Annotated in this window: 17 protein-coding genes; 6 read left to right on the forward strand and 11 right to left on the reverse strand. The window is 43.6% G+C overall.

Features of this window, described 5'->3' with window-relative positions; genetic code table 11:
• Positions 1-91: 91 nt before the first annotated feature.
• The 7 genes from HY064_08185 to HY064_08215 all read right to left on the reverse strand — a co-directional run bounded on the left by HY064_08185 (position 92) and on the right by HY064_08215 (position 8,040).
• Positions 92-253, reverse strand: a complete 162-nt coding sequence (locus HY064_08185) for a hypothetical protein (protein ID MBI3510628.1) — start codon at positions 251-253, stop codon at positions 92-94.
• Between the two features lie 57 nt (positions 254-310).
• Positions 311-1,810 (reverse strand): T9SS type A sorting domain-containing protein, encoded by a 1,500-nt coding sequence (locus HY064_08190; protein MBI3510629.1) that lies wholly within the window; start codon positions 1,808-1,810, stop codon positions 311-313.
• A 388-nt stretch (positions 1,811-2,198) separates the two neighbouring features.
• Positions 2,199-2,543 carry a hypothetical protein gene (locus HY064_08195; protein ID MBI3510630.1) on the reverse strand — a complete coding sequence of 115 codons (345 nt, stop codon included), beginning with the start codon at positions 2,541-2,543 and terminating at the stop codon, positions 2,199-2,201.
• A gap of 225 nt (positions 2,544-2,768) precedes the next feature.
• Positions 2,769-4,469, reverse strand: coding sequence for a T9SS type A sorting domain-containing protein (locus HY064_08200; protein MBI3510631.1), 1,701 nt, complete (start codon positions 4,467-4,469; stop codon positions 2,769-2,771).
• A gap of 207 nt (positions 4,470-4,676) precedes the next feature.
• Positions 4,677-5,387: a response regulator transcription factor gene (locus HY064_08205; protein MBI3510632.1), complete on the reverse strand. Its 711-nt coding sequence runs from the start codon at positions 5,385-5,387 to the stop codon at positions 4,677-4,679.
• Between the two features lie 29 nt (positions 5,388-5,416).
• Positions 5,417-7,636: a response regulator gene (locus tag HY064_08210; GenBank protein MBI3510633.1), complete on the reverse strand. Its 2,220-nt coding sequence runs from the start codon at positions 7,634-7,636 to the stop codon at positions 5,417-5,419.
• Complete coding sequence (locus HY064_08215) at positions 7,633-8,040, reverse strand: STAS/SEC14 domain-containing protein (GenBank protein MBI3510634.1); 408 nt, start codon at positions 8,038-8,040, stop codon at positions 7,633-7,635. The genes HY064_08210 and HY064_08215 overlap by 4 nt, the downstream gene beginning before the upstream one ends.
• A 242-nt stretch (positions 8,041-8,282) precedes the next feature.
• Here HY064_08215 and HY064_08220 point away from each other — a divergent pair, with 242 nt between their 5' ends.
• Positions 8,283-8,546, forward strand: a complete 264-nt coding sequence (locus HY064_08220; protein MBI3510635.1) for a ferrous iron transport protein A — start codon at positions 8,283-8,285, stop codon at positions 8,544-8,546.
• 24 nt (positions 8,547-8,570) lie between these two features.
• Entirely contained in the window at positions 8,571-10,736 is a 2,166-nt protein-coding gene (feoB, locus tag HY064_08225; GenBank protein ID MBI3510636.1) for a ferrous iron transport protein B, read from the forward strand.
• A 55-nt stretch (positions 10,737-10,791) separates the two neighbouring features.
• Here the strand turns inward: feoB and HY064_08230 are convergent, their stop codons facing one another.
• Both HY064_08230 and HY064_08235 read right to left on the reverse strand, forming a co-directional pair.
• The gene (locus HY064_08230) at positions 10,792-12,342 is read right to left on the reverse strand and encodes a T9SS type A sorting domain-containing protein (protein MBI3510637.1); all 1,551 of its coding nucleotides are present in this window, start codon (positions 12,340-12,342) and stop codon (positions 10,792-10,794) included.
• 280 nt (positions 12,343-12,622) lie between these two features.
• Positions 12,623-12,847, reverse strand: coding sequence for a PspC domain-containing protein (locus HY064_08235; GenBank protein ID MBI3510638.1), 225 nt, complete (start codon positions 12,845-12,847; stop codon positions 12,623-12,625).
• A gap of 425 nt (positions 12,848-13,272) precedes the next feature.
• Here HY064_08235 and HY064_08240 point away from each other — a divergent pair, with 425 nt between their 5' ends.
• From HY064_08240 to HY064_08255, 4 genes are all read left to right on the forward strand, one after another.
• Positions 13,273-13,602 carry a hypothetical protein gene (locus HY064_08240; protein MBI3510639.1) on the forward strand — a complete coding sequence of 110 codons (330 nt, stop codon included), beginning with the start codon at positions 13,273-13,275 and terminating at the stop codon, positions 13,600-13,602.
• Positions 13,603-13,709: 107 nt separating this feature from the next.
• Positions 13,710-15,011, forward strand: a complete 1,302-nt coding sequence (locus HY064_08245) for a tyrosine--tRNA ligase (GenBank protein MBI3510640.1) — start codon at positions 13,710-13,712, stop codon at positions 15,009-15,011.
• A 194-nt stretch (positions 15,012-15,205) separates the two neighbouring features.
• Complete coding sequence (locus HY064_08250) at positions 15,206-15,418, forward strand: hypothetical protein (protein MBI3510641.1); 213 nt, start codon at positions 15,206-15,208, stop codon at positions 15,416-15,418.
• A complete protein-coding gene (locus HY064_08255; GenBank protein MBI3510642.1) occupies positions 15,403-15,657 on the forward strand; it encodes a type II toxin-antitoxin system RelE/ParE family toxin in 255 nt (84 codons plus the stop codon). The genes HY064_08250 and HY064_08255 overlap by 16 nt, the downstream gene beginning before the upstream one ends.
• Positions 15,658-15,793: 136 nt before the next feature.
• On the opposite strand, the gene HY064_08260 is transcribed toward HY064_08255, so the two are convergent.
• Both HY064_08260 and HY064_08265 read right to left on the reverse strand, forming a co-directional pair.
• A complete protein-coding gene (locus tag HY064_08260; GenBank protein ID MBI3510643.1) occupies positions 15,794-17,110 on the reverse strand; it encodes an amidohydrolase in 1,317 nt (438 codons plus the stop codon).
• Positions 17,110-20,175 carry an amidohydrolase family protein gene (locus HY064_08265; protein MBI3510644.1) on the reverse strand — a complete coding sequence of 1,022 codons (3,066 nt, stop codon included), beginning with the start codon at positions 20,173-20,175 and terminating at the stop codon, positions 17,110-17,112. The genes HY064_08260 and HY064_08265 overlap by 1 nt, the downstream gene beginning before the upstream one ends.
• Positions 20,176-20,224: the final 49 nt, after the last annotated feature.

Genomic DNA, 20,224 nt, shown 5'->3' on the forward strand with positions numbered 1-20,224 from the left:
TTTTTTCAATTCATCCACGAATTCATAATTCGCATATCCGCACTTTCCGCATTCCGTTCCCCCATTCGTAATTCGTTTCCGAATTCGCATCCTATAAATATTGTCTCAGCCACTGACGCGCTTTATTTTCGTCCGTAAAAAGTTTTGCCGGAAAAGGTGGTTTCTTCAATCCGAGGTAAAGATTGGCAAGCATTGAAGACACAGGAGAATTTGTAATGATGGAGGCCTCAAACTTTAATCCTGAAATATCCATAGAAGTTGTTTTTTATTTTGTTAGTTATATTTTTTTCATTTTAAATAAATTTCCCGGTTATTCAAATAAAATCTTCTTCGTCTCTATAACATCCCCCAATTGCATTTTCACAAAATAAACTCCAGCCGACAAATCATTTCTCTTGATTGCAGCAAGGTGTTCTCCTTCCGACATATTTTCATTTTCAACAACTTCAATTTCCCTTCCAGTTAAATCGTATAGGGAAATTTTCACATTCTGAGATTGATTAAGTGAAAAGGAAAGTGTGGCATTTTCATTTGTAGGATTCGGATACAGTTGAACATTATTTGAAATTTCATTTTGCATAATTCCGGAAGGTGTAATAAGATTTCGGAAAATGGAAAATACGCCCACTCCTGAAGAGTTGCTGTTGTTGACAATGATTTCATTTTTTCCATCACCGTCTATGTCAGCAAGTATTACACCGTCTGGATATTGTAAGGTTGCGAAATCAACATGGGCTGCCATTGAAGAGGTTGTAAAACTTCCAGGCGTAGAAGTATTCCGGAAAACAGCAATTGTATTTGCAACATTATTCGAAATGACAACATCCGGTTTGTTGTCATTGTCAATATTGCCAACAGCAATACTGAACGGATCACAACCGGAGACACCTGCGGAAAATGCAACTGGAGCCGCGAAGGATGTGGTTGAAATTGTTCCTGCTGATGTCATCAAACTTCTGAGAACGACCAATTGATCAACCTGAAACCTGCAAGCAGCAACAATATCTCTGTGACCATCCACATCAATATCTGAAATCGAGAGATCATAGGGTTGTCCGGGAGTTGTCAGATCCACTCTTGTTGCGAAAGAGATATTTCCAACTGTACTTGTATTCTGAAAAATTGCAATTGTTGGTGCCGCTTCATAACCTACGGCAAGATCTTTTTTTCCGTCGCCATCAATATCGGCAACTGAAAGTCTGCGAAGATTAGCGAAAGGAACTTGCATTGTTATTTCTGCTGCAAAACTAATTGTACCAATTGTACTTGTATTGCGCATGATCACAACTCTTCCTCTCTGATCATCACAAGCTACAATATCATCTTTTCCGTCACCATCAATATCGGCCAGTTGCAATCCTTTTGTATTGGCAATGGTATTGTCAAAAATCTGCTCAGCGGCAAAAGATAAATTTCCAACGGTACTTGTATTTCTGAAAACGGAAAATCCATAGGGATTGGAATCCCATTTGCTCGTCAGCACATCTTTTTTTCCGTCGCCATCCAGATCCGAAGTTTGCGCTTGCCATGAAGCACCGCTAACTAAAATATCTGCAGTAGTTGCGGAAAAAGAACTTGAATTAATAACGCCAACAGTACTTGTGTTGCGGTAAACAGAAATTGGTCCTGCATAAGTTACAGTCATATCCAGTTTTCCGTCGCCATCCATATCGGAAGCAGCAACATTTGACCCACCGTTGAAAAGGGGTGCAGATGTAAAATCAACTCGTGCAGCAAATGATCCTGTGGTAATTTGCGCTGCAAGAACAAAAGGAAATGCTGCCGTAATAAAAAGATAGAAGTGTTTCATAAGTTTAGGTTTTAGAACTTATTGAAAATTACTAAAATTTAGGTTGAAGAATTAATTGTGCCGAACGGATTTCAATTTTCTTGCTCGTTCCTCCGGTTGATGTACGCTGGTCAAGAATTTCACTCAATATTTCACCAACACTTTACAAGTGTATGTAATCTAAAGTATAAAGTCAAGTTTTTTACAAAATAGAGTAAACACTACGAAATCATTGGTATGATTATCTTTGGAAGGAAACCCGAATTCATAATTTGTAAATTCTCACTTTGCATTTTCGCACCTATTCTCACTTCGGTCCCCCATTCGTAATTGGCAAATTCGCACTTCGCATTTTCGTACCTATTCGCACTTCGTTCCCCCATTCGTAATTCGTTCCCGAATTCGCATCCTATAAATATTGTCTCAGCCACTGACGCGCTTTATTTTCGTCCGTAAAAAGTTTTGCCGGAAAAGGTGGTTTCTTCAATCCGAGGTAAAGATTGGCAAGCATCGATGATATAGGAGAATTTGTAATGATGGCGAGCGCTTTTACAAGTTTCGGCGTTTCCTCCGAAGCAAGTTCCCTGGTTTCTTTATCCGCACCGCCTACGTTCGTCACTTCACCCAGCCAGCAGATCTTTTTTCCATTCGAAAGCTCAGCGATCTGCCGGAAAGAATTATGGAGTGAATCTTTAGTGAGCACAGCTCCTTTATTGAAAACGGAACAGAAGATCCCGTCATCTTCAAACCACATTCTTGAAAGAGGTGAGTCAATTACATTGACATGATTTGGGGGAATCATTTTACAGGGAGATTTTTGGTTTTTATTTTGCAAAGTTCAAAATTAACCGGAAAAACTTTCGTGCATCAACATTAAAAAAATCATCCGAAGATGCGTGGTAATATTTTTTCAAAAAAAACCGGCAGGTGATCTGATCATCCTGCCGGCCCCTCATGAAATTGAAATAAAAAATCGTGATCAGTACTTTGAGATTTTTTGTGTGATGCGTGTGCCGTTCATCTGAACCTGCAACAAATAAATTCCTGCCGGCTGATCAGCAATGTTCAAAACATGCACTGCATCTTTTGCGCACGTGAAATTCTCACTGTAAATGGTTTTCCCGGTAATGTCATACAATGTGATCCGTAGATCTCCCGCAACAGAAGTTTTAATATTAATAACTGTTGAAGCCGGGTTTGGATAAATGAAGAAACCATTTGACAAGGAAGGAGTGCTGATGCCCGTTCCGTCATTGATGGAAACCGTATCACAAACAGAAGCACATCCGTTTGCATCTGTTACGCACACCGTATAAGTTCCGAGTCCAAGGCCAGAAGCAGTTTGTGTTGTTTGAGATCCTGGTGACCACAAATAAGTGTATGGGCCTGTTCCACCCGTTGGTGTAGCAGTTGCAGATCCATTGGTGCATCCAACACAAGTAGCATCTGTTCCGCTAGTGGTAACGGTCATCACCGGTGGTTGTGTTATGCTGAAGATCTGGTTGGTGGAGCAACCATTTGCATCCGTGACCACCACACCATGATTTCCTGCGCAGAGATTCGAATCGTTCTGTGCAGTTCCACCTGACGTCCATGAATACATAAACGGAGATGTACCTCCTGTTGGATTTGCCATTGCAACTCCATCGCACGATCCGTTGCACGATGCATTGATCATCGTAACGTTTGCCATCAGCGGATTCGGTTGCATTACAGTTACAGTTGAGGTGGCCATACATCCGTTCGCGTCTGTTACTGTTGCAGTGTAAGTTCCCGCTGTTAAACCGTTGATCATTGTTGTAGTTTGATTTCCCGGCGACCACATGTAAGTGTAAGCGGGTGTTCCGCCACTTGCGCTCACTGTAGCTGATCCGTCGTTGCCGCCATTACAAGAAACAGAAGTGGAAGTTGTAGTTGCCATTACTGCGGTGGAAGGTTGTGCGATGGTTGTAGCGACAGAAGTTGCGCATCCGTTCGCATCAGTGATCGTACACGCGTAAGTTCCCATTGGTAATCCGGTAGCTGTTTGCGTCATTTGTGCGGGTGTTGAATTCCAGCTATAAGAATAAGGAGGCGTTCCGCCGAATGGAGTTGCAGTTGCAGTTCCGTCACTTCCGCCAAAACAATTTACAGAAGTGTTGGATGATGTTGCACTAACAGCAGAGGAAGGCTGAGTAATAATTGAAACAACAGTTGTTGAACAACCATTGTTATCTGTCACTGTGCAAGTGTATGAACCCGGTCCGAGATTAGTTGCAGTTTGTGTATTCTGTACCGGCGTTGAATTCCAGGAATAAGAATAGTTGGGAGTTCCTCCCGAAGCAACTGCAGTTGCAGATCCGTTCATTCCACCGAAGCAGGCAACGTTTACATGCGATTCTGTTGCGGTAAGCATTGTAGGTTCCGTGATGGTCACTGTTGCTGTGGCCGATTGCACGCCATTGGTAACAGTAACGGTATAACTCCCTGCACACAGGTTGGTCGCTGTTTGTGTTGTTTGCGTGGGTGTGGAGTTCCACGAATAAGTTCCTGCAGGAACAAAACCGGATTGATTTGCCATTGCAGATCCAATACATTGTCCGTTGCACGACTCATTCACAACGTTACTGATCGTCACAGTTTGAGCGAATGCGTAATAAGAAAGGAACATTGCAAAAAAGATTGTGTAAATTTTTTTCATAATTTTTTTTTTAGTGTTGGGTTTTTGATTTGAGGTTGACCGATTCAAATATCAACCACACCGCTGCAATAAAAACGGCGTGGAAGAATTGGTTACGATAAATATGAATTAAGATGTTCGCCTTTATTAATTGCAAAATAATTTACATTTCCCTCGGGGCGGGACTGATTTCGATAACCAGCGGTTAATTTTCGATACCCGGGAAGATTATCGCAGAAAACTTTTGATGGCAGTGCCCAGTTCTTTTTTCCTGGAACGGCTCACCGGTAATTTATATCCTGCCACACTCAGGAGACTGTTTTCATAGCTCGAAATTTTATCGAGACGCACAATGTAAGAATGATGAACACGAAGAAACTGTCCCGCAGGCAGGCGTGCGAGAATCGTTTTCATGGTGGAGTGAGCGGTGAATTTTTCGCGCAGTGTGTGAATGACCACGTAATCGGCCAGCGATTTGATGAAGATGATCTCGGCCGGATCAATCTTTACAATACGTGCTGTGGTTTTGACGTAGAGCGGATTTGCGCCGGGATTTTTTTTATTCTGTTCAAAAACTTTCTGTGCTTTTTTTACTGCTTTCTGAAATCGTTCGGGAAGAATAGGTTTGACCAGAAAATCCAGTACGTCGAAATCAAATGCGCTGGCTGCATATTTTTTATGTGATGTGATGAGGACAACCGGTGGAAGATTGTCATTGTATTTTTCAAGCATTTCCAGTCCGCTCATTCCCGGCATTTCCACATCCAGAAAAATAAGGTCCGTTTTATGATCCTTCAGGTAATTCAGTGCATCCTGTGCGCCGGAAAAAGTTCCGCAGGGTTCAAGCGAGGCATTTTTCCTGATCATGATCTCCACGATCCTGCAGGTCATTTCGTCGTCATCGACAACGATACAATTCATCCGGTTGGGTGCAGCCATGCGTCGAAATTAATTAATCCGCGTTAATTTCATTTTATGAAATCAAGTTGTTCCAGTTCTTTGAGCGCGATCAGTGTCATTTGCCGGAGTTTCCCGATTTCCGCCAGGTTTTTTTTCAGGGAATTTTTCCGGCACTGATCTTCCAGTTGTTCTACCATCTTCATTTTTTCTTTCCGGAAAATATTTCCTGCTCCCGATCTGAATTTATGAGCCAGCTCACCCAGCTCGTTGTTTTTTTTCTTCTCCGCAAGTTTCGACATTTTCCGGATCATTTTCGGCGCGTTCACCGAAAAGATCCTGATGAGTTCTTGTTGCATCTCCTTGTCGTTATGCGTTATCTTTTCGAGATAGCGGAGATCGATCACTTTAAAATTATTTTTTTTCGCCGGAGTCTTTTCAGTTTTCTTCGCGGGCTTTCGCTTTTTTCCGGTCCAGTAAATGATCTTTGAATACAATTCATCCGGATCAACAGGTTTGGAAACATAGTCGTTCATTCCTGCTGCGAGGCATTTTTCTTTTTCTCCTTCAATGGCGTGAGCAGTCACCGCAATGACCGGGACATTTTTCCATTGATTAATTATCCTGATGCGCCGCGTTACTTCATATCCATCCATCTCCGGAAGTTTAATATCCATCAGGATCACATCGTATTTATTTTTCTCAAGCATCTTCAGCGCAATTCTTCCATCTTCTGCCATGTCGATAGTGATCTGCTTTTTCTGAAAAAGGATACGCATCAATTCCCTGTTCATCTCGTTGTCCTCGACAAGCAGAATCCGCAACGAAGAAGTTCTTCCACCTGATAATTTTTTTTCTGCCTCGTAAATTTTATTTGATTCCGGTTTTTTACAATTTGCTTTTTCGTAAGCAAGCGTGAAATGAAAAGATGTGCCTTCGTTCAATTTACTATTGACAGAGATCTCGCCGCCCTGTAATTCCACGAGATGCCTCGAGATCGCAAGGCCAATACCGGTTCCCTCATGTTTTTTCCAATCAGAACGATTCGCTTTTCCGAAACGGTCAAAAATGTAAGGAAGTTCATTCATCGATATTCCCACGCCGGTATCGGAGATCGTAAAACCTGTTTCAACATGATCTTCTTTTTCATCGAGCATTGTGCAGTAAACCGAAATTTTTCCACGCTCTGTGAATTTTAATGCGTTAGAAAGAAGATTGAGTAAGATCTGCCCTAAACGAACCGGGTCGCCGATGAGAGAAATTTCCAGTCGCGGATCAATCTGCGATTCAAGTTCTATTCCTTTCTGATTTGCAGTCACGCTGAATACACGCAATGCATCATTCACGATCTTGGGAATATTGAAATCGTGTTTTTCCAGTTGTATTTTTCCTTCCTGCAAACGGGAAAGATCCAGCAGGTCATTGATGATCACCAGTAGATTTTCGCCCGAACTACGTATGATGTCAGCATATTCTTTTTGTTCGCCGTTCAATGGCGATTGAATAAGGAGCCGCGCAAAACCTACAATGGCATTCATCGGTGTGCGTATCTCGTGGCTGATATTGGCAAGAAACATTTCGGAAACATTTCGCGCAAGCTCAGCGCGCTCCGATCTGTCTTTTTCTTTTTTCAGGAATTCTTCCGTTTGTTTTCTCTTCGTTACATCGCGGATAATGGAAATGAGTTGTGTTTTTCCACCGGAAACAACCGGCTTGAGTGAATACTGAATATTTATCCGCTGTCCGTCTTTGCGAATGATAATTGTTTCACCGGAATCGGAAGAATTTTCATGATTCAAACGCTGACGGAGACGCTGCATCAATTCGTCACGAAGTTCAGGCGCTACTATTTCAAAGAAGGAAGACATTTTCTGTAACTCTTCCAGCGAGTAGCCATATAATTTCTGCAACGCATCATTGCAATAAATAAAATTGCTGCCTTCTGTAATGGCAACACCTTCTCCCATTTCACTCTGTGCGCGAAGAAGTGTTTCATAGCGTTCGGTCTGTGCGCGCAAAAGTTCTTCTCTGCGGATGATCTCTTCAGTGCGCTGTTCGACTTTTTTTTCCAGCGTCTGGTTGAGCTCTTTCAATTCTGCCAATTGTTCGCGCGCCACTTCGAGTACCAATTGCACCCCGACAAAAAATTCCGCGAACTCATCATCATGTTCGGGAAGATTCACGTTTTCAGAAAAATCTCCTATTGCTGCTTTGGCGAAAACCGGAACGATGCTCTCGAGCCGTTCTTTTACAAAACGACGGTACGCTGCAATATCATTTTCATCATTCATTTTATTTCCCCGGGCATTAACCAGTTTTTTGCTTCCTGCTCGGTGTCAAAATATTTTACTTTATCCGATCGGCCAGAAGCCATGATGATAAAATTGGCAACATATTTCAGGAATGTGTTTGCGCCGTAGATCGCTACCTTGTCGAATACCATCAGCTTAAGAGCTTTGTTCGCAGCACTGCGCGATGCCGCATTGGTCTTACCGATCTTCTGCAGATCAGTAAGTATGAGAACGGGAATATTTTTTTTCGCCAGTTGGTCAATGAGAAGCAGTGTATCATCCTGCATTTTCGTTACCGTTTCTGCGTCCTGGTTACCGCGGTAAATATTCCTGATCAGGTTTTCATGGTCAATGAACACTTCATTTACCATTATGGCAGTCGTTGCTGTGTCAGATCCTTTCATACTGATTTATGTAATTCAGCCAATTTAGAAAAATGGTGCGAAAGAACAAACGGAACATCATGACCAGAGTTTCGTATACAATCAAAGCATGGTGGACTCCCGAACAGGTTAGGAATTTAGTACTCTTTCGTATTTCGCAACTTTTCCCGAATTAATTCGGGATTTCGTACTCTATAAAATACCCTGTTTTAGGTACGCGGTGCATTTCTGAAACGCACCCGTCATGGCTACCTTTGTTTATGATGGTGAAGAAGAAAAATAACAAGAGAACCGGGGATTATCTTTCGATGTTGTTGCCCGGCGAAAAAGCGATCATCGATTCTTTCACCGACCCTGAATTATCCATCAAACTTCTTGAAATGGGATGCACTCCCGGTGAAGAAGTTATTCTCGAAAAAATGGCACCGCTCGGCGATCCCATCGCGATCAATATTTCGGGATACATTCTCAGTTTGAGAAAAGCGGAAGCTGCAACGATCCGTATTCGCCGGACCGAAAAAAAATAATTTCCCGATCGGGAGATCTTTCAAGTGGAAAATAATTATTGCCCGGTAACTCTTCGCAAGATCGCGCTCATCGGTAATCCGAACAGCGGGAAGTCGACGCTTTTTAATGCGCTCACCGGGCTTCACCAGAAAACAGGAAATTTTCCCGGAGTGACCGTCGACAAAAAAACGGGCACCGCACATCGCAGGATCAATAAACAGGATTACGAATTTTTTTACGTCGATCTTCCGGGAACTTACAGTTTGTATCCGAAATCGCCGGACGAAGAAGTGGCGACGCATGTGATCACGGATGAAAAAAATCCTGATCACCCGGAGATCGTTCTCATTGTTGCCGATGCGATGAACCTGAAACGTTCACTCTTTCTCGCGGGACAGATCATCGATATGAATATTCCCTGCGTTCTTGCGATGAACATGATCGATGAAGCAGAGAAGGCAGGATTGCATATTGATGCGAATCGTCTTTCGAATCGTCTTGGAATTCCTGTGGTGGCCGTGAGCGCGCGCGATAAAACGGGAATAGATGTGCTTGAAAATATTCTTGCCGAAGAAGTGCAGGAACCGGCGTTTCGTTTCATCGATCCGTCTTCTATTGCACCAGGCGCAGTGAAAATTCTCAAGACAGAAAATGCAGCGATGAAAGATTACCAGGCGCTGCATCTCGCACACATTCTTTACGAGCGCGATGAAAAGTGGAGAGAGAAATTGAATGCCGTGGGATTTTCTCCTTCGGGCGCGCAGGCGGAAGAGAGTTTGATCCGTTATGGCGTGATAGCGCAGCATCTTGAAGAATGTGTGGGGAATGAAAAAGCGGAACGGCCGCTGCTCACCAAAAAAATAGACAAGTGGCTTACGCATAAAATATGGGGCTATGTTATTTTCATTGTGATGATGACGATGGTTTTTCAATCCATTTTCTATCTCGCGAAATATCCGATGAACTGGATCACGTTCGGATTCTCCTATTTGCAACAATGGTGCAGTGCACATTTGCCTGCAGGAATTCTTTCTGATCTTTTTACCAATGGAATTCTGGCCGGGCTGAGTGGCGTGGTTGTATTCGTTCCGCAGATCGCACTTTTATTTTTCTTCATTGCGCTTCTCGAAGATTCGGGTTACATGGCGCGCGTGAGTTTCATTCTGGACAAGCTGATGCGAAGAATAGGATTGCACGGGAGATCTGTAATTCCGCTCGTGAGCGGGATGGCATGCGCGGTGCCCGCGATCATGAGTACGCGCACGATCAGCAACTGGAAAGAAAGGATCATCACGATCATGGTCACTCCGTTCATGAGTTGTTCCGCGCGGCTACCGGTTTACGTGTTGTTAATCTCGCTGATTATTCCCAACAGAATTGTTTTCGGAATTTTTCAACTGCAGGGATTGGCATTAATGGCCATGTATCTTCTGGGATTTTTCACAGCAATTATTTCTGCATGGGTTTTGAGTTTGATCATCCGCGCTAAAGGGAAGAGCTGGTTCATTATGGAACTTCCGGTGTACCGGATGCCGAAGTGGTCTAATGTTTTTTATGTGATCTTCGAAAAAGTAAAAGTGTTTTTGTTTGACGCAGGAAAAGTGATCATGGCAATTTCTATTGTATTGTGGGTGCTTACATCTTTTGGCCCGGGCGAAGAATTTCAAAAAACACAAACGCTCATTGATGCGTTGAAACAAAGCCCTCCCGAATTCCCAATAACAACAACCGATGACCCGAAACAGTTGCATGAATTCAGACGGGCATATATTGTTGATTCAGCAGCTTGGAGCAATTCGATCAAACAGGAGGAATCAAAAAAATTGGAACTTTCTTATGCAGGGCATCTCGGAAAATTCATTGAGCCCGCGATCAAGCCACTCGGTTACGACTGGAAAATGGGTGTTGCGCTGATCACCTCGCTCGCAGCGCGCGAAGTTTTTGTGGGAACGATGTCCACGATTTACGGAACGGTGGATTTGCAAACGAGAATGAAAAAAGAAAAAGATCCGGTAACAGGAAAACCGGTTTACACTTTAGCAACAGGAATTTCGCTGATGTTATTTTATGCCTTTGCGTTGCAATGTATGAGTACGATAGCGGTGGTGCGGCGAGAAACGAAAAGCTGGAAGTGGCCGCTGATACAATTTACCTACATGGGAATTCTCGCGTACCTGGCGAGTTTGATCACGTATCAGCTTCTCAAATAATTTCCAATTTGTCAATGCCCAATTACCAATTACGAGATTACAAATTACAGATTGATTAGTGGGAAAGAATGAGTTTACCCTGTGAAATTGTTTGTTGACCATTGATGATGTGGTAAAAATAAATTCCGGATTCATTTTCGCTGAGGTCAAAGGTTTCGTTCGCAGATCGAATTGTTTTTTGAAGAATGATCCTTCCGGTGAGATCGTAAATTTCAATTTTATTTCCGGGAGAAAGATTTTGAAAAGTGAATTTTCCGGAGGAAGGGTTTGGAAATACCAATGGAGAATTTTGAGAATTTTGTGTTACATCGATTCCAAGAGTGCAGGGATCAATGATTGGGCAAGTAAAATCGAACGCAAGAACATTTGCATTCTGAACGGCTGAATTGAGATTCTGAAACGGGATGTTGAAAGATGTTTGCGTGACATTTTCATTGGCGAAGACGTATGTTCCTGGATAACCATTGCAAGGAATATTTCCGAGCGCATCCGTCTTAATAAAATATCCAGCGCCAGACATTCCCATTCCGGAATAACCACCATTCAGAAATCCGCCATCGGCCGTTTGCTCAATTGCATTTCCCCAATCGGTTGAATTTCCATCACCACCATATTCTTTGAACCATTGAACATTGCCACTGCTGTCCAATTTGGTAATGTCGTCGTTTTCAGCGAAGAGATTTCCTGCCGGAGATCCGCTAGCGCCAGTGATGATAAGACCGTGATCTGAGGTTTCTGAAATAGCATCACCATCACATCCTGCGTTCGTCTTAAGTATTTTTGACCAGATAATATTTCCTGAACTATCCACACTTGTTATATAAGTCTGACTTAATCCGAATGAGTCCTGGATATCTCCGCATGCTGCATATCCATTATTTTGTGTTTTACAAATGGAGTAACCATAAACATAAGAGAAGGCGTGAATTCCTTTCGACCATAATGGTAATCCGGAGCTATCTATACATGTCAGAAGCAATTGTGCGTAGCCAAATGACGGAAGAACGATATTTCCCGTCACAACACATCCATTAGTTAAAGTTGATACAATTCCAGTGGCTCTCGCGCCTGTTGGATGATCGAGCTCTCTTTGCCAAACAAGATTTCCGAGAAGGTCGACTTTGATCAGGAAAATATCTTCAGTGGATGCCGATTGATCTATCCGATCGCCAGTGATAATATAACCATCCTGAACTTCACATACGGCATTGCAATATTCGAGCGTACTTGTTACGAAGGTTCGCGCCCACTCTACATTTCCTATGCTGTCGGTTTTGATCAGAATAGGATCAATAGTAGTATTGCTTGTCGTTCCTGTAAGAATGAAGCCGTGATCGGAAGTAATTCTCATGTCGTTACAAATGGTATTGGATCCATTCACATAAGATCTCGACCAGAGCGTGTCGCCCAGTGGATCTGTTTTGATTAGAAAAGCAAATGCTCCTGTTCCCCTGGAACTTCCGGCACAAACATAATTTCCATCAGCAGTTTGATGTACAGCCCAGATCTCTTCGTAAGCAGATGATTCAAATCCTTCCTCGAATGAGTTTTGTGCGGCGAGGAAAGTTGGTAAGATGAAAAGCAATAGCGAATAAAACTTTTTCATGCCTCAGGGTTTTGAACTAAAATAGATCAAGTGACACGGAGAAAGAATCTTGAATGAATAACTGGTACGAAAAAATTCTTCATTGGTCACCAAACGGCAAGTGATGGTGAAGTTTTGCCGCACTGAACTGACATAACCAGCCCCGATATACGCGCCTGCCTTCGACTAGCACTCAGGCTGACAATAGCGCGTGTAGCGGGAACACAGGTATTTTAAAGCGCAAGTGTTCCGCTCCAAAAAAAATCAAAGAAAAAATTTGTAATTCGTAATACTGTAATTACTAAAGATCCCAAACTGTTCTTCGCACTTTTCTCGGTTTAAAATATTCTTTGTGTTCGAGAATGAACGCCATGATAAAGTACATAATGACGGGCGAACCTACCGTGAAGAAAGAAAGATAAATGAAATACATGCGGATGCGTGTGGGGCGAATGCCGAGTTTGCGTCCCCACCAGGAACAAACGCCGAAAGCGCGGTCTTCGAACCAGCCGGCAATGCGATCAATAATTTTTACAGGGGTCATTGGAGGAGGAATGGTTACACTAAAATAAGAAAATTCGGGGAGTACGAAATACGAAATCCCGAATGAATTCGGGAAAAAGTTACGAAAGGGTAGTGGGTCAGTTTGAAAATTCTTAGCGCCTTAGCGTCTTTGCGGTTTAATAAAAGAATGGTTTAGGAACCGCGAAGGCGCCAAGGCGCGAAGTTGAATCGGAAAAGAGCAAACTGAGCCACTACCTACGAAAGGCCTCCCGCAAGATTGCTTCTCCCGCTAAAATCGGGATCGCAATGACCACCGCACGTTTCGTATTTCGTACTCTGCCATTTGCATAACGCGGATTACCACTTGTTATTTTCGAACGCAAAATATTTCGCCGGAACGTGTCTTTGGTAAGGGATGTGCATTATTTATTTTAAAAGAAACATCCTATGAAAACTTCAGCCGCCCTCATCCTCGCCATTTTTCTTTTCGTGGCTCCTGCATTTGCAAGGAAACATGATTCCTGCCCGCTAAATGGGAAAGCAGGAAAAAGATCTACTGTTCAACGTAAGCGCTCCATGGATCACCGCCGTTCTCTTCTGAGTTCTGCAAAAAGTCCGCGCGCGATTCGCAAGAGAAATAAAAAATTTGAAACGCCAAGGAATACTCTTTCCCATTCTGCTTCCAGCAGAAATGTAAAGTCGCATACAAAATATTCCAGCGGTGGATTCTATTCTTTCCGCAGGCATAATTACAGTGCACATATTTTTCACAGGTAGAATTCGGGTAGTGGGAGAATTTGAGAATGAAAGCAGGGTAGAATAATTTCCATTTTTATTCTGATCCATTCTTCCATTCTTCCGTCCTTCCATTCTATATTTGTCTTATGAAGAAAAATTTCATGGAAGAACTGCGCTGGAGAAAAATGCTCCAGGATGCCATGCCGGGAACGGAAGAATTACTGAAGAATGAAATGGTGCGTGGTTATATCGGGTTCGATCCTACAGCAGATTCGCTGGGTGTTGGAAATCTTGTGCAGATCATGACCCTGTTGCATTTTCAGAATTGCGGACATAAACCGATCGCGCTTGTTGGTGGCGCTACGGGAATGGTGGGCGATCCTTCCGGAAAAAGTGCAGAACGGAATTTATTGTCGGAAGAAATTCTCAATCACAATCTTTCCTGTCAGAAGAAACAACTGGAAAAATTCCTTGATTTCAATTGCGGGGAAAATTCGGCGGAGATCGTGAATAATTATGACTGGTTCAAAGGAATGGGTTTCCTCGAATTCATCCGTGATATCGGAAAACATCTAACGGTGAATTATATGATGGCGAAGGATTCGGTGAAGAACAGAATAAGCGGAGAAGACAGAGAAGGAATGTCGTTCACAGAATTCGCGTACCAGTTGGTGCAGGGATATGATTTCTATTATCTCTGGAAAAATCACGGAGTAAAAATGCAGATGGGAGGAAGTGACCAGTGGGGAAATATTGTAACCGGAACAGAACTCATTCGCAGGAAAGATGGAGGAGAAGCGTGGGCGCTCGTAACCCCATTGATAAAAAAAGCGGATGGAACGAAGTTCGGAAAAACAGAAAGCGGAAATCTCTGGCTCGATCCGAAACGCACTTCTCCTTATGAGTTTTACCAGTTCTGGATCAATGCGGCAGATGCTGATTCGGAAAATTACATACGCATTTTTACGTTGCGTGGCAAAGAAGAAATTGAAGCGCTGGAAAATGAACATCGTGCAGAACCACATTTGAGAAAATTGCAGAAAGCGATCGCGGAAGATATTACCACGAGAGTTCATGGGAAAGATGCGCTGAATGCAGTGATGGGAATTACTTCGTTGTTCATGGCGAAGGATGCTCTTGCACAGTTGGACGCAATGGATGAGGCGGCGTTTGCAAAAATGATTTCAGATTCAGGAATGAATGCTGCGGAAATTTCTGTCACTGAATTTGCGAATGGCATCAGCATCATTGAACTTCTCACTTCGCGCACAAAGATGTTTGAATCAAATGGTGATGCGATGAAAATGATAAAGGGAAATGGTGTGTCGCTGAATAAAGTGAAAGTGACGGATCAGAAAATGATAGTGAATACTTCGAATCTGGTGAAGGGAAAGTATATGATCGCCCAGAAGGGGAAGAACGACTATTGTCTGGTCATTATACAATAGTTCTTTGGGGGAACGAAGTGCGAATTTGTCAGACGAACTGACTGCGAAAATGCGGAGTGCGGATGTGCGAATCTCGAACTCCCCAACTTCGAATTTCGGAAGTCCGCACTCCGCATTTTCGCGCGGTTCGCAATTCGTTCCGCCTACTGATCCTTCAAATTATTTTTCGTATTTTAGTATAAATAATTTTAGTTATGAAAACTCAATTTATTACTGATAGCAAAGGCAAGAAGATCGCAGTTGTTCTTTCCGTTGAAGAGTACAATCGTATTGTTGAAGAGCTGGAAGAGTTGGATGATATCAAAGCATACGATCGTGTTAAAGTTTCGAAGAGCAGTTCTGTTCCTGCGGCACTCGTATTCAAATCGATCGAAAATAAAAGAGGGCGGAAATGGGCTACGAAGTAATCATCCGCAAACAAGCGGTGAAGCAGCTTGAAAAGATCAGCGATCCGGATTATTCTAAAGTGAAAAAGACAATTCTCAGTTTAAGTAATAATCCAAGACCTTCAGGATATAAAAAGTTGAAAGGGAGAGATGGATTCAGAGTGAGACAAGGAGATTACAGGATCATTTACGAAATTCTTGATCATGTGTTGATTGTAGATGTGATCACGATCGGGCACAGGAAAGATATTTATGATTGATATAGTGAGGAACGAATTGCGAATCTTGTGAAGGGAAAGTATATCATCGCCCAGAAGGGGAAGAACGATTATTGTTTGGTCATTTTTGTCAGACGAACTGACTTCGCATTTTCGCGCGGTTCGCAATTCGTTCCGCCTACTGATCCTTCAAATTATACTTCTTCTCATACCGGTGATATAATTCCTGCTGTTCATTGCGAAGATCAAGTGTTTTTCCCTGTATAAATGCCCACGTCACATTATTTGTTTTCATATCGAGCGCATCGCCATCAGAAACAAAAAGTGTTGCATCTTTTCCAACCTCCAGCGTTCCCATGAATCCATTTACGCGAAGGATCTGCGCCGCATTTCCGCTGAGTGAAGCCACCGCATCTTCCTGCGATAAACCGAATGCAACTGCAGTTCCCGCCATGAAGGGAAGATTGCGCGCTCCTGTCGCTTCCTGGTCTCCTTCATTCTGCAAACAGAAAAGAATTCCTGCATCCTGCAATTCTTTCGGCGTCTTGTAAGGTTGATTCACGTCGTCCTCGTTGCGCAACGGGAGCGAGTGCACGCGCGTGAGCATGACCGGAATATTATTCTGCTTGAGAATATCGGTACACTTCCAGCTATCAGCTCCGCCAACGATGACGGCGTGCTGGATGCCGAATTTTTTCACGAACGCGCAGGCTTCATTTATTTCTTTCAGCAGATCGGCGTGGATATAAAGATTTTCTGTGCCGTTGAAAATATTCCGCATCGCTTCGAAGCGAAGATTTTTTTCCGGGTTATTCGGGGTTTCGCAATATGCTTTTGCCTCAGCGAAAAATTTTTCGAGATTCTGTTTCTGTGTCTCGTAATTTTTATTCTGCGAATACGCGCTGAATCCGTCATCTTCATTCCAGCTGCGCTGGTACCAGCCCGGCCAGTTGAGATGAACACCGTCGTCGGCTTTCAATGTTGCATCCATCCAGTTCCATCCGTCGAGCGATAGGATGCTCGATGTTCCTGAAATTCTTCCGCCGCGCGGTGTGGCCTGCGTAGCAAGAACTCCATTTGTGCGGACCGTAGGAGGGATTTTTGAATCGGTGTTGTATGCGATCTGTGCGCGCACATGCGGATTCATTCCGTCGATATCACGGTAATCATTGGTGGCGCGCACGGCGTCAATGTCGGTGAGCCCGAGCGTGATGTTAGTGGCGATGAAGCCCGGGTACAATTGTTTGCCTGCGCAGTTGATCGTGGTGTCCCATTGCGTTTTGTTGATGCTGATCACGGTGGCATCGGCCACGAGCGTGAGTTTTCCATCTTTGAAGCCGATGGCCGAATTGGTGATCACTTTTCCGTTACCGAGATGTGCGGTCCCGTTCATCAGGAGAATACTTTTCGTTTGTTTTTTTGCAGGAACGGGTTGTTGTGCTAAAACACAACCTGCGGAGAAAAGAGCGAGCGCTATGGAGAAATATTTTTTCATCATTCTTCGGTATTAAGATAATTTCCATTAAGGATCACGTCGTCACATTCCCAGTTATGAGGTTTTTTGAAATGCGCTTGCTGCACGCTGGCGCCACCGTTCTTTTCTGCCACCATTTTCTGGATAATCCTTGCTTTATCCGATTCCATGTCGGTGCGCAACTTTGCATCGGCATCATAATCGAAGAGTAATTTCCCATCGACAAAAGTTTTTTCCACGTGAGAATAGATGGAAGTGGGATCACCGCTCCAGAGTACAACGTCGGCATCTTTTCCAACGGCAATACTTCCCATGTGCTGATCGAGGTGCAATAATTTCGCGGGATTGAGTGTCGCCATTTTTATCGCTTGTAATTCGGTCATTCCACCGTATTTTATTCCTTTCGCTGCTTCCTGGTTGAGACGCCGCGCCATTTCAGCATCATCTGAATTCACTGCAACTACAATTCCCATTCTCGTCATCAATGCGGCATTGTAAGGGATCGCATCTTTCACTTCGTATTTGTAAGCCCACCAGTCGGAGAAAGTAGATCCGCCGATACCACGCTGTTTCATTTGATCCGCAACTTTGTATCCTTCGAGGATATGTGTGAATGTATTCACTTTGAATCCCATTGAATCGGCAACGTGCATGAGCATCGTCAATTCCGATTGCACGTACGAGTGACAGGTGATGTTGCGCGTTCCTTTCAGGATTTCTCCAACTGCTTCGAGGTCGAGATCGCGTCGCGGAGGAGTTCCTGCAGCACGTTGTACGGGGGTTAATTTATTCCACGCATCCCATTTTGCATTGTATTCTTTTGCGCGCGTGAAGTAATCGTAGTACACCTGTTCAACTCCCATTCTTGTTTGGGGAAAACGCGTTACGTTGTTGTCGCCCCAGTTACTCTGTTTCACATTTTCTCCCAATGCAAATTTGATGAAGCCCGGTGCATAAGCAATTTTCATTTGTTCTGCATTGTCGCCCCATCGTAATTTCACAATTCCGCTTTGTCCTCCAATAGGATTTGCACTTCCGTGAAGCAATTGTGCGGCAACAACTCCGCCGGCAAGATTGCGGTAGATCTGAATATCTTCCGGATTGATCACATCGCCTATGCGCACTTCCGCGCTCGACGCCTGCGTGCCCTCATTCACGCCACCCGCGATCGCGATGTGTGAATGTTCGTCAATGATGCCCGCTGTGAGAAATTTTCCGGTGCCATCGATCGTCATTGATTTTCCGACAGAAGGAGTTTTAAGATCTTTTCCGATGGCAGAAATTTTTCCATTCACGATGAGTACATCGGTATTCAGAAGCAAACTGTCTTTTTCATTCGTCCAGACCGTTGCATTTTTTATGAGCACAGATGCGTATGAAGAATAAAATTTACTGATGTTGAGCGAATCATCTTTTGTTCTTCCATAATCAGAAAAAGGATAGATCACATCATCGAGCGTCGGAATATCTTTCAATTCTGTTTCTTTTGATTCCGGTTTCGGAACATAAGCGAGTGTTTGTATTGCCCACCATTTGAACCATCTTCCATCGGGATATTGTCCTTCGCCACTCATCTTTTTACTGTCGGGATCTGCTGTTCCCGAAAGCCGGATGGTTCCTCCCTCTTTTTTTGAATTAAAAGAGAGGGTAACATTTGTGCCGGAGATCCTTGCGGAAATATTTTCCTTCGAGGAATCAAGAGCAACAGTTCCTTTCAATTTGAACAGGTCTCCTTCAACATTCATCTGGTAATTCGTCACATCACACATCAGTTTGTAATTCCCGCGCAGATCGATCGTGTTGTAATCTTTGATGATGTAGCGATGTCCCTTGATCCAGTTTTCCCAGACCATGGCATCGGGAGAAAAAATATTTCCATTGGTGATTATAAAATTTGCGAGCAACCCTTTTTTGATCATTCCGGCTTTGTCTGAAATTCCGAGCAGTTGCGCGGGAGTTGTGGTCAATGCTTTCAGCGCAGTTTTTTCGCTCAATCCGTATTTGATCGCTTTGCGCAGATTTGCCCAGAAATCTTTTTTGTCGTGCAGATCGGAAGTGGTCAGCGCAAAAGGAATATTGTATTTCTCAAATGCACCGGGATTCAGCGGCGCCATTTCCCAATGTTTAACGGTTGCATAATCGATCAACTCCGCGTCATAAGGATCTTCCACATCATACGGTTCCGGAAAATTCACAGGAAGAATAAAAGATCCGTTCGTTGCTTTCATTTCATCCATCCGCTGGTATTCATTTCCGCTTCCTTTGAAAATATATTGCACTTTAAATTCATCGCCTGCTTTATCGGCACGCAGCACATTCCATTTATCAGTGGTTTCGAAGATCTGCGGATACGATTGAATTGCATTCCACGCTTCGAGTGTGAGATTATATTCTGTTTTATTTTTCGCCGTGCGGTACCAGTCGCCATCGCAATACGCCTGTCGCAGGATCGCGATCGCGCCCATGAGCGACGATGGATAATCCTGTTTCGAACTTCCTTTGTCGAATGAATAACAAGCCGCAGCTTTGTCTTTCACCATCGTGAGATTATCTCCGTCTTCTGCATTCAGCGTTACACACGAAGAAGTTCCCCGCACAATTCCATCGGGATAATAAGTCATCACAGTTCCGAAACCGAGTTCGCGGAATTCTCCCGCAGCTTTTGCATCGCTCACAAAAATTTTAGTTGCATCTGTTTCCGGTTTCAAGGCATCATTCCAACCGAAAGCGCCATTGCGCTGCGATTCGTAATTCGGCCCGGGCGACCACGGCGCTTTTTTTACTTCCGGCATTCCGTAAGTGGTGTAAGCGTCAATGAAAGAAGCATAGATCCATTTTCCTTTCAGGTCAGTTACATCAGTTCCTTTCGGAATCGTCACAGCAGTTCCAACATCGGTGATGATGCCGTCTTTGATGATCAGCGTGGCTTTATCAATGGAATTTTCTGCATCGAGCTGGATGTGCGCATTGGTAAATGCAAAACAGGTGTGGCGGTTATCGACTGCGCCATTGGCAGGAAAAGTCACGGTTTGTCCAGCGATCGACGTGGAGAAAAGAAGCAACGAAGGAAGAAAAAGTTTTTTCATCAGCATGAATTTCAGCAGGAACAAAAATATCCTTTTTTCGCTGAGAAAA

The organism is Bacteroidota bacterium (genome assembly GCA_016194975.1).
Lineage (GTDB): Bacteria > Bacteroidota > Bacteroidia > Palsa-965 > Palsa-965.

What these genes read in the sequence shown, in the direction of transcription:
- HY064_08255 (MBI3510642.1), top strand. Translation starts at nt 15,403, where the DNA reads ATGGGCTACGAAGTAATCATCCGCAAACAAGCGGTGAAGCAGCTTGAA.
- HY064_08245 (MBI3510640.1), top strand. Translation starts at nt 13,710, where the DNA reads ATGAAGAAAAATTTCATGGAAGAACTGCGCTGGAGAAAAATGCTCCAG.
- HY064_08220 (MBI3510635.1), top strand. Translation starts at nt 8,283, where the DNA reads ATGGTGAAGAAGAAAAATAACAAGAGAACCGGGGATTATCTTTCGATG.
- HY064_08190 (MBI3510629.1), bottom strand. Translation starts at nt 1,810, where the DNA reads ATGAAACACTTCTATCTTTTTATTACGGCAGCATTTCCTTTTGTTCTT.
- HY064_08240 (MBI3510639.1), top strand. Translation starts at nt 13,273, where the DNA reads ATGAAAACTTCAGCCGCCCTCATCCTCGCCATTTTTCTTTTCGTGGCT.
- HY064_08250 (MBI3510641.1), top strand. Translation starts at nt 15,206, where the DNA reads ATGAAAACTCAATTTATTACTGATAGCAAAGGCAAGAAGATCGCAGTT.
- HY064_08205 (MBI3510632.1), bottom strand. Translation starts at nt 5,387, where the DNA reads ATGGCTGCACCCAACCGGATGAATTGTATCGTTGTCGATGACGACGAA.
- HY064_08265 (MBI3510644.1), bottom strand. Translation starts at nt 20,175, where the DNA reads ATGAAAAAACTTTTTCTTCCTTCGTTGCTTCTTTTCTCCACGTCGATC.
- HY064_08215 (MBI3510634.1), bottom strand. Translation starts at nt 8,040, where the DNA reads ATGAAAGGATCTGACACAGCAACGACTGCCATAATGGTAAATGAAGTG.
- HY064_08195 (MBI3510630.1), bottom strand. Translation starts at nt 2,543, where the DNA reads ATGTGGTTTGAAGATGACGGGATCTTCTGTTCCGTTTTCAATAAAGGA.
- HY064_08230 (MBI3510637.1), bottom strand. Translation starts at nt 12,342, where the DNA reads ATGAAAAAGTTTTATTCGCTATTGCTTTTCATCTTACCAACTTTCCTC.
- HY064_08200 (MBI3510631.1), bottom strand. Translation starts at nt 4,469, where the DNA reads ATGAAAAAAATTTACACAATCTTTTTTGCAATGTTCCTTTCTTATTAC.
- HY064_08185 (MBI3510628.1), bottom strand. Translation starts at nt 253, where the DNA reads ATGGATATTTCAGGATTAAAGTTTGAGGCCTCCATCATTACAAATTCT.
- HY064_08210 (MBI3510633.1), bottom strand. Translation starts at nt 7,636, where the DNA reads ATGAATGATGAAAATGATATTGCAGCGTACCGTCGTTTTGTAAAAGAA.
- HY064_08260 (MBI3510643.1), bottom strand. Translation starts at nt 17,110, where the DNA reads ATGAAAAAATATTTCTCCATAGCGCTCGCTCTTTTCTCCGCAGGTTGT.